This window comes from Shewanella sp. DC2-4 (assembly GCF_013248875.1).
In the GTDB taxonomy this organism is placed as follows: domain Bacteria; phylum Pseudomonadota; class Gammaproteobacteria; order Enterobacterales; family Shewanellaceae; genus Shewanella; species Shewanella oncorhynchi.
This window is the reverse complement of the sequence record NZ_JABRVR010000002.1, coordinates 2,648,442-2,662,040: the sequence shown is the minus strand read 5'-3', so window position 1 is coordinate 2,662,040 and position 13,599 is coordinate 2,648,442. Positions and strand designations below refer to the sequence as shown.

Sequence of the window (13,599 nt, the reverse complement as noted above, 5' to 3'; positions counted from 1 at the left end):
TGACATTAAATACTATTTCGCCAGTGACCTTGAGAGGTTTGTGCAATGGGTAAGTGGGTAAAATCAGGCTCGCCATGGATATGGATGACGGGCGGTGCCGTGAGCATCAGTTTGATTGCCGTCTTAGGCTTATTATTGTTAATCGCATGGCGCGGCTTAAGTTACTTTTGGCCTGCAACCGTTTACCAGTGGGAGCTTGAAGATAACACGGGTGTACGTTCGACCTTAATTGGTGAGGTTTACGATAGGGAAGAAGTACCGACTGAGCGTTTGATTGCTGCTGGACACGTGTTTAAGCAACATCCGGGCGAGTTTGTGACCCGTTACTTAGTGAAAACCGGTAACCGTGAATTTGTGGGTTTGGATTTCCGCTGGATATTAGGTACGGACATTGTTAGCCGTTCTGTGCCAAGCGAGGTCGCACTGATCGAGCGGGCTAAAAACGGTAACTTCTACGGTTATCCGATAGCTGTGATTGAAAATGGCAAGCGTCTCGATTTAGTGAATGATGCGATTGAATCTTCCTTAATGGAGCATATCGAACGCGCAGTTGCCTTATCGGACAAAGCGGTCGATTTGCAGAAGCAAGATATTGGCTCGATTAACTACGCCATTGAAAAATTGCGTTTGCAGGAGCGTCGTTTCGAGCTGGATGGGGAACTGACCGACAGTATTAAAGCTGAGTTGGTCGCCAAGAGAGCTCAACTGCAAGAAGATTACTTAGTGCTTGAAAAAGCGTTATTTGCCCTGCGTGATGATGCGGCGCGTGACTCGGTTATTGTCCGAGATATGCGCGGCGAAGAAGTTGAACTGAAGCTCGATACCGTTCTTGATGTGACCTATGTGAATCACTTAGGACTCATAGGCAAAATTGGTAAGTGGTTTGTCGGTATTGGACGCTTTATGAGTGACGATCCGCGTGAAGCCAACACTGAGGGCGGCGTGTTCCCCGCGATTTTCGGCACTGTATTTATGGTGATGTTGATGGCGGTTATCGTGACGCCATTTGGCGTGGTTGCGGCGGTTTATCTACATGAATATGCTAAGAAAGGCCCTATTACTAAGATGATCCGTATTGCGGTAATCAACTTAGCGGGTGTGCCCTCGATTGTGTATGGTGTATTCGGTTTAGGTTTCTTCGTGTACATGATGGGCGGTTCCATCGATCAATTGTTTTACGCTGAAGCTTTGCCTGCTCCTACCTTTGGTTCGCCAGGGGTGATTTGGTCGGCATTAACCCTCGCGATTTTGACGCTGCCAGTGGTTATTGTGTCGACTGAAGAAGGGTTAAGTCGTATTCCAAGCGCGGTGCGTCAAGGTAGTTTGGCACTGGGCGCGACTAAGGCTGAAACCCTGTGGCGGATTGTGATCCCGATGGCGAGCCCAGCGATCATGACGGGTTTGATTTTAGCGGTCGCTCGTGCTGCCGGTGAAGTGGCACCGCTAATGTTGGTGGGTGTCGTGAAATTAGCGCCAACATTACCACTGGATTTTAACTTCCCGTTTGTGCATTTAGAACGTAAGTTCATGCACTTAGGGTTCCATATATATGATGTGGGCTTCCAGAGTCCTAACGTTGAAGCGGCACGTCCTCTGGTGTATGCGACCTCTTTCTTGCTGGTGTCTGTGATTGTGGCACTCAACTTGACGGCCATTAGCGTGCGTAACCACTTACGTGAAAAATATCGTTCGCTTGAGCACTAATCAGCGATTATCCTGAAAGTATTAGGACTAAATATGATTTCTATAGATTCGACAGCAATGAAAACCAATAACTTTGATTTAGCTAACTTAAGCCAGAACGACACCGCGTTGGAGATCCGTAACTTAGATTTGCGCTATGGTGATAAGCAAGCGCTGTTTAATGTATCGATGAAGATCCCCAAGAAGCAAGTCACTGCCTTTATCGGCCCCAGTGGTTGTGGTAAATCGACACTATTGCGCTGTATTAACCGCATGAATGACTTAGTTGATAATTGTCATATCGGCGGCGAGATCTTGCTGCACGGCCAGAATATTTACGACAAGAAAATCGACGTCGCGGCTCTGCGCCGTAATGTCGGTATGGTGTTCCAACGCCCAAATCCTTTCCCTAAGTCGATTTACGAAAACGTTGTTTATGGCTTGAGATTACAAGGGCTGAATAACCGTCGTGAACTCGACGAAGCGGCTGAGCGTTCATTGCGCGGCGCGGCGATTTGGGACGAAGTTAAAGACCGATTACACGATAACGCCTTTGGTTTGTCTGGCGGTCAACAGCAACGTCTAGTGATTGCCCGTGCGATAGCCATTGAGCCAGAAGTGCTATTACTCGACGAACCAACATCGGCACTCGATCCGATTTCGACGCTGACGATTGAAGAGTTAATCACTGAGCTTAAGACGAAATACACTGTGGTTATCGTGACTCACAACATGCAACAGGCGGCGCGGGTATCGGATCAAACGGCCTTTATGTATATGGGTGAATTAGTTGAATATGCTGATACTAATACGATTTTCACCACGCCGAAAAAACGTAAGACTGAAGATTACATCACAGGACGTTACGGTTAATCGCTTGAGTATCGGATAAGGCCACCAAGGCTTGGTATGGGTCAACAGTTAAGTAACAGGTTGGAACGCAATGGAAAACATGAATTTAAGTAAGCACATTTCGGGTCAGTTCACCGCTGAGCTGGATGATATCCGTAATCGAGTGCTCGCGATGGGTGGCTTGGTTGAACGTCAGCTGGAGCAGGCGATTGATGCCTTAAGTGCCCTCGATGCCGAGTTAGCTCAGCGGGTGATTGCAGGCGATCATAAGGTCAATGCGATGGAAGTCTCCATTGACGAAGAATGCACGCGTATTATTGCTAAGCGTCAACCTGCGGCCAGTGATTTACGCTTGATTATCGCTATTTCAAAAACCATCGCCGATCTTGAGCGCATTGGTGATGCCTGTGTGCGGATTGCAAAAGCGGCATTAGATAAACGTTTGAATAATCAGCAGCCTTTGTTAGTTAGCATTGAAAATATGGGGCGTCATGCGACTCGGATGTTGCATGCGACTTTAGATGCCTTGGCCCGTATGGATGCCGATACCGCGTTAGAGCTGCATAAAGAAGATGCTAAGCTTGACCGTGAATATGAAGGCATCATTCGCCAGTTAATGACCTATATGATGGAAGATCCGCGTTCAATCCCAGACATACTCGACGTATTATGGGCAGCACGCGCAGTTGAGCGTGTCGGTGACCGCTGTAAAAATATTTGTGAATACATCATTTACTACGTGAAAGGTAAAGATGTTCGCCATACTTCCTACGAAGATATGGAAAAGGACATGAAAGGCTAACACAAGTATTAATCTGCAGTTTTAATGCCTGAATAAAACGCTCCGCAGTCTCTGTGGAGCGTTTTGCTTTTAGGGCTTTTAAATGCGGCTTAATAAATGCCGACTGCTTTTATAGACTGATTTGACAGTACTAATAGCAATGATGAGTCAATTCGATTTGGTAAAAACGCATTGGAAAATTCTGCAGGCTATTATACCGGAGTGAGCTTTAACTACAGTTGTTGGGGGGCTTAGCGTTTGCTGATACTCATTCATACAGGCTTGCCATGGTATTCACTCACCGACGCGCAGCAAGTCCATCCTTGGATGCTCGACCGCCCCCGTCCATGGGGCGGACGGTCGTCTCGCTAATCACCATGGCTCACCTTTCGAGCATTCGTGTAATCTGTAGATTTAAAAATTATCCGCTTGATTACTTTGTTAGGCCAGAAAATTAAAAATTACATAACTCATTGTAAATAAAAAATTGGTGCAGTGAGAATATTGAATAATTAATTAACGATTATTTTTCCATTTCTCTCTGATAGACTCACTGAATCTCCTATTTTATAGATATAAACTAATAATCCATTGTCAGCTTCAAATTTGCAGTCAACTCCACTTGAATTCTTGTAAGAAATTTCTATAAGTGTTGATTTGGCCGTGCCAGTAAGGCTTCTGTTTCTAGTGATGAAATTAGTGACTACACCAGAAACTCTGCTGCCTGTAAATAACAGGTGTAATCTATAAAATAATAAAGCTATGGCGAGTACAAATAAGGAGTAGCTTAAGATTGTGAGGTACCAATACATACCTTTCCCTTTTGAAAGTATGAAGTAGTTATGTGTGTGCCTAACTATTTCGAGATAATCCGTTAAGGAAAACGCAATGCCTTTGGGCTGGTTCTCGCGCTCATTACCGATAAAAGGCAGTAGATTTTTAGGTTGTTCATCTTTTAATGCGGCCCGAATGCGCAGCTGAATACTGGTATGGTCGGATTGTTCTGGCGTATCCGCTATTTGGGCTCTAATCGGATTCAAATCAACGTAGGCCATACAGGTTAACACAGCGGCTTCATCGAGTAAGGCTTGGGCTTTAAAGCGTCCTTCCCAAAAACGACCAGTACAGTTATCTTCTTGATTTGCTTGCCTTGCTATTGGTTCATTCAAACATCGTGCTCTTTTGAAAACTTAGGCATGAAATATCGCATAATCGGTTGCGGTAAATGGCAATTGAATGCTTTAATCGATTGACCTCATGCGCTTCAACTAACTCTCCTTGAACGAATTTTTGCGTTAAGTCATCACCTTTAAACAGCTTATGCCATTGCTCAAGTACTAGTACTTCGCGGTCAGTCCAACGATTGGCACTGTCGATATCGACCCGCAGCACCACATGCAGATGATTCGACATCACCGCAAAGGCTGCCACATCAATGGCAAAAACGGCTTCAAGTTCAAACAGTAGTGACTCAACCCAACCACGGCGATGGTCATAGTTTTGTCCAGAATAGGTATCATCGCCACACAAAAACGCACGCCGAACAACGCGGCTACAGCAATGGTAATAGGGCGTATCTTCAAGACTAATTTGAGTTCTGCGAGGGCGCGGCATACAAACCTCCTTGTTTAATGCTTAACCCAAGCATAGTCGGAGGTTAACAACTGCGCCATTAAGGCTGGGTGTCCAGTTAACTCATAGTTAACTCCTTGCTAAACCCGAGGTGACCATATATGTCCCAGCTTTTCTTTCTATACTTTGATTGAGAGTGCGCGGCATATAAACCTTATTTATATGCTTACAAAAAGCATAGCTAGAAGTATTATGCCACGCTTTTAAGATTATGTGTCTTTGTTTAATCTTTTATTTGTTTTATCCTATTCATCGTAATGAGCAAGATTAGATGCGAAATATTTACCATTAACAATTGTGTCATTTCGATAAATAATCTTAATTCTCTTAACTTAAATAATATCTCATTATTACCACGGAATTCCAGGTAAAGTGTCGGTGCAATCCATTGCTGCAATAACATTCCAACTTGTATAAGTTGATTTATCTCTATAAGGTGGGAGCGGGAATGATTCAAATGATTGTGAAATATGATGGTAGTTCTGATTATAACCTTTGCCCGTAGTTACGTTTACAACTAGAGCCTTGCACCCCCCAGTGACATTCATGTAGGTCATGGTCAATCCTTGCCATATAAAATATTTATTATAATCTCTGTCAATTGCTCTAGTTTCAGGGAATGCTGAATCAACTCCAATATCATTTAAATATTCTGCAATGTAGCCTTTTACGACTTCTTCGCCATTTTTCTTAATGATCATATCAGGGCTTTCTGTAACTGCTGATGCATTAAAAGATAAAGAAATCAATAATGCTAAAGTTCCATTTTTCATGCGATATATCTCCATTTAGTTAATGTGAAAATTAATAAATCACATGTATAATATACGTGTCAATAAAATAATTTTTTTTAAATAGATTTAATATTTACTGGTTTTATTTTTTTAAAAATAATTTTTATACGCATTGATATGTGATATTAGTAGTTGATGGAGCAATAAATCGAGCCATCCATAAAAAAAGATATGGATGTCCCCGCTTTTTTAATTGCGATCTAACGACTCAAAATCCCAAGGAATACGCCATCCCCTCGGAGTGCCGCAGGGCGAATAGAGCTCTTGATTTAATAAAGAGTGCGTGAGTTCGGTCATGGATGACCGACTAGCTTTCGCAGGTGCAGGGACGCATCCTTCGGAAGCGATAGCAATTTTGGCAATGAGCACAAGGGGCTTTCAACTCCGTCGGGGGCGTCTTGGAGCATCCAAGGAGGGTAGGACGAGCAGTCCTCCTTGGTCGGGTGTGGGGTGAAGCCCCACGACTTTGATTTTGATTAAAAAATTCAAATGAAGTTTTGAAAGCTTAACGTCGATATTCCTCGTACTCGCTAGAGCTATATAAAAACTAAATTTTAGTAAAAATGGAGTTTATTACACTTTGCTTACCCAATGCAGGCGGGCAGATATTCTGATAACTCAAGCAGGTTATAATCTGGGTCGCGGATATAGACAGAGTTTATCCGGCCTGTGGCACCGGTTCGTAGCACTGGGCCTTCAATGATTTCAATCTGAAGTGCGTTTAAGTGGGCGATCACTTCTTCTATGTTGTGGCTGACCACAAAACACAGATCGGCACTGCCGGGCGTGGCTGCTGCGGCTTTAGGTTCAAATTCTGCGCCCGCTTGGTGCAGGTTAATCTTTTGGTCGCCAAAACTTAACGCAATACGCTGATTGCCAAATACCACTTTCTTCATCCCGAGCACGGCTTGATAAAATTCGACACTGGCGGCGATGTCTTTTACGGTTAAGACCAAATGATCTAAGCGGGTTACGCGCATTTTACTTTCCTTAGAATGGCTCAGAGTGGGCCCTGAATTTGAACGCTGTCTCTATGCTTGAGACTATTACTGCCAGATACCTTACATCATGTGCTGGTGCAAAAGTGACTCTGTGGTAGCATTTGTGGCGTTTTTTGCGTAAATATTTTATGCCTTCTGTATCCCTATGACTGAATGAGAGTGTGATGAAAAAAACCTTAGCCCGCGGCTTAATGAATCTATTACCTATGGCCTTGAGTTTGTGGCTGTTTTGGTCGTTGTTTGTATCGTTAGATGGTTTAGGAATTGTAATTTTAGAGTTGGTAGGGATAAACCAACACTTTGTCGGCGCGGGATTTATGCTGGTGGTGGCATTAGTTTTTGCCGTGGGCCTGCTGTTTTCAGTCAGCCCGATTGTGTGGCTTTATGGTTGGCTTGAGCGCCAGTTGATGCGTTTCCCATTGTTTAAATCGGTTTATGGCAGTATCCGTGATATCGCCTCTTTGATGAATCGTGATGGTAAGCCAACAAGCCAAAAGACAGTGTTAGTGAAACAGGCGAATGGCAGTTTTGTGGTGGGTTTTATTATGACGGATACGCCGCCACAGCCCTTGTTAGATGCGCTACCAGAGGGCGATTGGGTGCCTGTGTTGTTCCAATTGAGCTATCAAATGGCGGGCGTGACGAGCTTAGTTAAGCGGGATGATTTAATTATGGTTGATTGGTCGTTTGAGGAGGCGATGCGCTTCAATTTAACTGCTGGTATCTCGCAGTCACCGACTAAGTAATCAGATGAAGGTTTGTGCGTTTTAGCGTTTAAAATTAAATTTTATGATTTTTGTGGTATAATTTTTTTGGCGACCAATATGGTCGCCATTTTTTATGCTGAATATTCTAGTAATATATTTGTTTTATGCTAAAGGTGGGTGTTAGCTGCCTTAGTGGTGTTAATTCTGTTTATCCATCAATCATTGGCTTAAAAAAGTCGAGTGTTGTTAATCCCGTTGTTCAGATCCTGTCGCGTTTAGCCATAGCGAGTCGTTGCCATGATCTTTGGGATTTCCCCCATACTGGTCATAGATGAGCCACGCAGTATTAACCAAATTTTAAGTATAAGTTTTGTCCTATCTCGCCGTTGGTATGTTGAGATATTTGGAGTGTGAACCCGCTAGAAATAGGGAGAGTCAATGTCAATCAAGTCTAGTATTAATCCGCCGGTATTTTATTCGTCGGTCTTTTTCATCATCTTGATGGTGATGATTTGCGCAGTATGGCCCACAGAGGCAAACACCTTTTTTAGATCAATGCAGTCATGGATAGAAATGAAAGCCGGTTGGCTTTACATTCTAAGTGTGGCGTTTTTCCTGATTTTTATCATATTTGTCATGGTCAGTCGCTTCGGCGATATCAAACTAGGACCAGATCATTCAGTGCCTGACTACAGCTATAAAAGCTGGATCGCCATGTTGTTTTCGGCGGGTATGGGCATAGGTTTGATGTTTTTTGGGGTAGCCGAACCTGTGATGCACTATCTGGCGCCGCCGGATGCAACTCCAGAGAGTCTTATTGCCGCAAAAGAGGCAATGAAGATCACTTTCTTCCATTGGGGACTGCATGCTTGGGCGATTTACGCTGTGGTGGCATTGAGTCTGGCCTATTTCTCTTATCGACATAAGTTACCGTTATTGCCGCGAAGTGCGCTTTATCCCTTAATTGGTGAACGCATCTATGGTCCTATTGGCCATACAGTGGATACCTTTGCTGTGCTTGGCACTATGTTTGGGGTGGCGACATCACTGGGCTTTGGGGTGTTGCAGGTTAACTCGGGTCTGAGTTATCTATTTGAAGATTTACCCAATAATGCTGTGGTGCAGGTGTGTTTGATTATCGGCATTACTTTATTGGCGACATTATCGGTATTTTCTGGTCTCGATAAAGGCGTGAAACGCTTAAGCGAACTCAATCTGGGTCTCGCGATTATTTTATTGCTTATCGTCTTGATCCTTGGCCCTACGGTTATGCTGTTGCAGGCTTTTGTGCAGAATACCGGTAGTTACTTAAGTGATTTAGTGGGCAAAACCTTTAACTTGTACGCTTATGAACATAAGGAAGATTGGCTCGGAGGCTGGACCTTGCTCTATTGGGGCTGGTGGATTTCCTGGTCTCCTTTTGTCGGTACTTTTATTGCGCGTGTGAGTCGCGGCCGTACCATCCGTGAGTTTTTGATTGGTGTGTTATTTGTGCCATCGGCGCTGACCTTTCTGTGGATGACGGTATTTGGTAATACGGCGATTGATTCGATTATGAATCACGGCGCGACCTATCTTGCCGAGGCGGTGAATACCGATGTGTCAGTGGCCTTGTTTGTGTTTTTCGAGCACATGCCGTTTCCTACGTTACTTTCTGGGATTGCGATTTGTTTAGTCGTCACTTTCTTTGTGACCTCGTCGGATTCGGGATCCTTAGTGATTGATAATCTAACCTCGGGCGGCGATAACAATGCCCCCGTATGGCAGAGGATCTTTTGGGCACTGTTGCAAGGGGTCGTTGCTTCGGTATTGTTGTTAGCGGGTGGGTTACAGGCGCTGCAAACGGCGGCAATCGCCAGTGCTATGCCGTTCTTAGTGGTGATGCTATTCATGTGTCTGGGCCTATTTAAAGCCCTGAAAAATGATTGGCTGAAGATTAATAGCGTGCAGTTACACAATACTAGTGTGCAATACGCCAAAACTAATATGAGCTGGGAAGAGCGTATTGGGGTTTTAGTCTCGCATCCTACCCATGAAGAAGCGCAAGTGTTCTTGAATAATGTGGCTACGCCCGCTTTGTCTAAAGTGTGCCAACACTTTATGGCTAAAGGCATAGTGGCCGATCTTGAATACTTAGATGGCCGCGTGCGACTAGTGATCAGCAATGAGGTGAATTTGCCCTTTGTTTACGGTGTACGAACGCGTTGTTTTGATATCACTAACCCAATAGGGACTGAAATCGAGCAGGGCAATACCTTGTATTACCGCGCCGAAGTGTACCTTGAACAAGGTGGTCAGCATTACGATGTGATGGGTTATACCGAAGAGCAAATTCTCGCGGATGTGGTGACTCAGTATGAAAAATACTTACACTATTTGCATCTGTCGAATGCCGATCATGCCCACGTAAGTTAAGTAACGTAAGCCCGTAACGTAAGTTAAGTAAGCTAAGCCAGTAACGTAAGTCAGCTTAGCCATTTACGTCTACAAATCGCGCACGATTAACCCGCAAAGTGCGGGAGATATTGCCCCAAGTGATAACTCGGATTATCCTTGGGGCAATTTTTTTAGGGTTTGTTTTAGGGATTACACTATGTCATCAGTGCCAGGCCAGAGTAAGTTAGATAAAGTATTAGCCGATGCGCGGGAGTACAAAGCTAAGCGTGAGAGCGGTTACCGTGAGCAAGCGTTAAAACTCTATCCTTGGGTGTGTGGCCGCTGTACCCGCGAATTTACCCCAAAAAACTTAAGTGAACTGACTGTGCATCATAGGGATCATAACCACGATAACAACCCGTCAGACGGTTCAAACTGGGAATTATTATGTCTTTATTGCCATGACAACGAACATTCTCGCTTTGAAGAATTGATCCGCTACGGTAGCACCACAGAAACCAAGCAAGCGGCGGCGACCTACAATCCCTTTGCTGACTTGAAATCAATGCTGAAAAAATAGTCTTGTAGGCTGTTAGCAGGATGAGCTTGCGCAGAGAGTGGCGTTAGCAGGCGGCGTTTAGTCTTTGTCGGTTAAACGCGCTTCGGCAGCTAACCATTTATCACGACTTAAAATATGCTGGTTTTCACTGCCTTCAAATAAAGCTTTACGGGCGGGAAGTTGCTGACAAATGGCTGCTTGTTGTGCTTCGCTGCTCGTACGCCAACTGACGATTTCATCGATATGTCGAAAGCAGCCCATGCAGTAGTCTTCGTCATTTAAACCGCAGCGTGCGACGCAAGGTGAAAGCATAGGTGTCCTTTGGAGCCTTATGGCTAGTTAACCGAGTCTTCTCAGTTAACGATATGGATGAGTGTTTAAAGGCCGCGATGCTAACATTTTTTCGCATAAAGTCATCTTTAGGGCGCATTCCCTTGGCCTAAGGTGAGACAAGTATTTTTTACACTGGGCATGACGTGAACCAAGATAACCTGCAGCAACAATTCACTTACTCACAGCGATTTAGCGAACTTAATCAACTGCTTGAGCAGAGTACTGCCCTGTGGCAAGTGCGTGCATTCGAAGTGAACGCTTTACCTTGGGCACAGGATTTTCCGCGGTTGGCCGAAGCTGCGTGGGCGCTAGGTGATGATGAGCTGGATGGACTCGATGCCGAGCAATCTTTGCTGGTCAAGGCACTGTCACCGGCATTAAGCCAAGATCTTAGGGCATTAGGCCAAGATTGGGACTTGTCATTGCTCACCACTGCCATTGCTGATATTGCGATTACCGATGCCACAAAGGTAGATACAGCGCAGGACCGCGGTTTGTCTTTTGATGATGAGGCGCACTTTAGTGCTCACATTAAAGGCCGAAAATGGCAGCAAATTACCGCCTTTGTGCAGCATTTACCCCAGCTTAATTTACCCGTATTGGAATGGTGTGCTGGTAAAGGGCATTTGGGCCGCTTGATTGCTAAAGCTCGCGGCGCTTATGTGGTGAGCTTAGAGTGGCAGGCGCCGCTGTGTGAAGCAGGGCAGGCCTTTGCCGATAAGTGGCAGTTATCGCAGACTTTTATTTGCGCCGATGCCTTTGCTATTGGTGCAGAACATGCTGTGACAAACACACCTATAACCACATCTACAACTACAGTTGAAGCACAAGCTGAACATGCCTCAAATGCCAATCCCTTAACTGCTCAGCAGCAAGCGGTTGCTTTGCATGCCTGCGGAGATTTGCATGTTCGGCTGTTAACGCTGGCGGCCGAGGCGGGCACGCAGGCATTGGCGATTTCTCCCTGTTGCTATCATTTAATTCAAGCGAGCCATTATCAGCCGTTATCGACTCTTGCTCAGCAGGGCAGCCTAAAGCTCAGTCGCCATGATTTACAGTTACCGTTGCAGCAGAGTGTGATCGCTAATCCCAAACAGCAGGCGCTACGCCATCAAGAAATCGCGTGGCGCTTAGGCTTTGATGCACTGCAACGTGAATGTCGACAAATCGACGAATATTTGCCTTTACCCTCGTTAAAACAGAGCCAGTTGAGCGGCAGTTTTACGGATTTTTGCCTGTGGGCGGCCGAGACGAAGGCAGTTAATTTAGCGAAAAACAGGGATTTTGAAGCTTGGCTTGACGTTGGGCGACAAAGACAACAATTAACTCGCCGTATTGATTTAGTCGCGCATTTATTCCGCAGCGCACTGGAGCAGTGGTTAATCTTAGATCGCGCTTGTTTTTTGCAGGAACAAGGATATGGTGTTTGCGTGGGTGAATTTTGTGCAAACAGCGTCACACCAAGAAATACGCTGATTTTAGCGCAAAAAATGGCGGTATAATTTTGCGCGTCTAAAAACATACTGTACTGTGATGTTTTTTATGAATTATTTCTATATTAGCGCATTTAAGTTTAGTGATAGTGAATTCAGGGCCGTCGTGTTTGGAACCTGCGCTGTGAGACAAGTCTTACACTCAAGATGGTTTTTTATTGAATCATCGGGCTTTTCTTGTTCAAATGTCGCATTAATGACGAATAACAACTGAAAGCTGACCTGCTGGTCAGTCATTCTAGTGAGCGAATAAAACAGTTTCATGAAATATTCCCGCGTATTTATTAATAGCCTGGCCTATGAACTGGCGCCTGTTGTGGTTTCCAGTAGTGAGCTAGAGTCTCGTCTTGCTCCTTTGTATCAAAAGTTCCGTATTCCTATGGGACAGCTTGCCGCATTGACTGGGATTACCGAACGCCGCTGGTGGCCAAAAGGACATCAATTGTCCGACGGTGCGATTAAAGCTGCCCGTAAAGCCATGGTTGAAACTGGGATTGATGTCGCCGATTTAGGTGCGGTTGTCTATACCGGCGTGTGCCGCGATCAACATGAGCCCGCGACCGCGTGTCGTATTGCTGCCGAATTGGGTGTGTCAAAAGACACTGCGATTTACGATATCAGTAATGCTTGTCTTGGGGTGTTATCGGGTATTTTAGATATCGCGAACCGTATTGAGTTGGGTCAAATCAAGGCGGGTATGGTGGTGTCCTGTGAGTCGGCGCGGGATATTGTCGATGTCACTATCGATAACATGTTGGCCGATCCGACCATGCAGAATTTTGCCCAGTCACTGGCGACCTTAACCGGTGGTTCTGGTGCCGTGGCGGTGATCCTTACCGATGGCAGCTTGCCGCTGACAAATGTGCGTCAGCATCAATTGCTGGGGGCATCGCACTTATCGGCGCCTGAGCATCACCAGTTGTGTCAATGGGGTCTGCAGGAAGTGGGGCATAACCTGTATCGCGAGTTTATGCGTACCGATGCCGTTACCTTGCTTAAAGAAGGCGTTGAATTGGCGAAGCACACTTGGGAGCATTTCCTTGAGCAGCGTAATTGGCTGGTTGAGCAAGTGGACAAAGTGATTTGCCATCAAGTAGGCGCTTCAAATCGTAAGCAAGTACTGAGTGCGCTCAATATCCCCCCCGAAAAAGAATTTCCAACGTATCAGCTGCTGGGCAATATGGGCACAGTGTCGTTACCTGTGACCGCTGCGATGGCGCACGATCAAGGCTTTTTACAAGCGGGCGATCAAGTGAGCTTTTTAGGCATAGGCAGTGGATTGAATTGCATGATGTTAGGCATTAAGTGGTAGGGTGCATTGCACCTTTTCACGCCTTTGCTTGATGGCTGGCATACATTCGAGTCAACCCAGTAAGTCCATGATTCAG

11 protein-coding genes and 1 pseudogene are annotated in these 13,599 nt (G+C 45.3%); 8 read left to right on the top strand and 4 right to left on the bottom strand.

Annotated features, from left to right (window positions below; genetic code table 11):
• Positions 1–45 precede the first annotated feature (45 nt).
• From pstA to phoU, 3 genes are all read left to right on the top strand, one after another.
• Positions 46–1,704 carry a phosphate ABC transporter permease PstA gene (pstA, locus tag HQQ92_RS12500; RefSeq protein WP_028760532.1) on the top strand — a complete coding sequence of 553 codons (1,659 nt, stop codon included), beginning with the start codon at positions 46–48 and terminating at the stop codon, positions 1,702–1,704.
• A gap of 33 nt (positions 1,705–1,737) precedes the next feature.
• Positions 1,738–2,556: a phosphate ABC transporter ATP-binding protein PstB gene (gene pstB / locus HQQ92_RS12495; protein ID WP_028760531.1), complete on the top strand. Its 819-nt coding sequence runs from the start codon at positions 1,738–1,740 to the stop codon at positions 2,554–2,556.
• Between the two features lie 70 nt (positions 2,557–2,626).
• Positions 2,627–3,337: a phosphate signaling complex protein PhoU gene (phoU, locus tag HQQ92_RS12490; protein WP_028760530.1), complete on the top strand. Its 711-nt coding sequence runs from the start codon at positions 2,627–2,629 to the stop codon at positions 3,335–3,337.
• An 824-nt stretch (positions 3,338–4,161) separates the two neighbouring features.
• Here the strand turns inward: phoU and HQQ92_RS12485 are convergent.
• From HQQ92_RS12485 to HQQ92_RS12475, 3 genes and pseudogenes are all read right to left on the bottom strand, one after another.
• Positions 4,162–4,930, bottom strand: a pseudogene (locus HQQ92_RS12485) (transposase); the annotation flags it as partial.
• Positions 4,931–5,298: 368 nt separating this feature from the next.
• On the bottom strand, positions 5,299–5,721 hold the full coding sequence (locus HQQ92_RS12480; RefSeq protein WP_173245720.1) for a hypothetical protein: 423 nt from the start codon (positions 5,719–5,721) through the stop codon (positions 5,299–5,301).
• A gap of 605 nt (positions 5,722–6,326) precedes the next feature.
• Positions 6,327–6,722 carry a VOC family protein gene (locus HQQ92_RS12475; protein WP_173245718.1) on the bottom strand — a complete coding sequence of 132 codons (396 nt, stop codon included), beginning with the start codon at positions 6,720–6,722 and terminating at the stop codon, positions 6,327–6,329.
• A gap of 185 nt (positions 6,723–6,907) precedes the next feature.
• Between HQQ92_RS12475 and HQQ92_RS12470 the strand changes: the two genes are divergently transcribed.
• The 3 genes from HQQ92_RS12470 to HQQ92_RS12460 all read left to right on the top strand — a co-directional run bounded on the left by HQQ92_RS12470 (position 6,908) and on the right by HQQ92_RS12460 (position 10,406).
• Complete coding sequence (locus HQQ92_RS12470; protein WP_028760527.1) at positions 6,908–7,489, top strand: DUF502 domain-containing protein; 582 nt, start codon at positions 6,908–6,910, stop codon at positions 7,487–7,489.
• Positions 7,490–7,888: 399 nt separating this feature from the next.
• Entirely contained in the window at positions 7,889–9,865 is a 1,977-nt protein-coding gene (locus HQQ92_RS12465; RefSeq protein WP_168823597.1) for a BCCT family transporter, read from the top strand.
• A 178-nt stretch (positions 9,866–10,043) separates the two neighbouring features.
• Complete coding sequence (locus tag HQQ92_RS12460; protein ID WP_028760525.1) at positions 10,044–10,406, top strand: YajD family HNH nuclease; 363 nt, start codon at positions 10,044–10,046, stop codon at positions 10,404–10,406.
• Positions 10,407–10,463: 57 nt separating this feature from the next.
• On the opposite strand, the gene HQQ92_RS12455 is transcribed toward HQQ92_RS12460, so the two are convergent.
• Positions 10,464–10,697 carry a DUF1289 domain-containing protein gene (locus tag HQQ92_RS12455; RefSeq protein ID WP_006085323.1) on the bottom strand — a complete coding sequence of 78 codons (234 nt, stop codon included), beginning with the start codon at positions 10,695–10,697 and terminating at the stop codon, positions 10,464–10,466.
• A gap of 164 nt (positions 10,698–10,861) precedes the next feature.
• Here HQQ92_RS12455 and HQQ92_RS12450 point away from each other — a divergent pair, with 164 nt between their 5' ends.
• Both HQQ92_RS12450 and HQQ92_RS12445 read left to right on the top strand, forming a co-directional pair.
• The gene (locus HQQ92_RS12450) at positions 10,862–12,220 is read left to right on the top strand and encodes a methyltransferase (RefSeq protein WP_173245715.1); all 1,359 of its coding nucleotides are present in this window, start codon (positions 10,862–10,864) and stop codon (positions 12,218–12,220) included.
• Between the two features lie 253 nt (positions 12,221–12,473).
• Complete coding sequence (locus HQQ92_RS12445; protein ID WP_028760522.1) at positions 12,474–13,523, top strand: 3-oxoacyl-ACP synthase III; 1,050 nt, start codon at positions 12,474–12,476, stop codon at positions 13,521–13,523.
• Positions 13,524–13,599 lie beyond the last annotated feature (76 nt).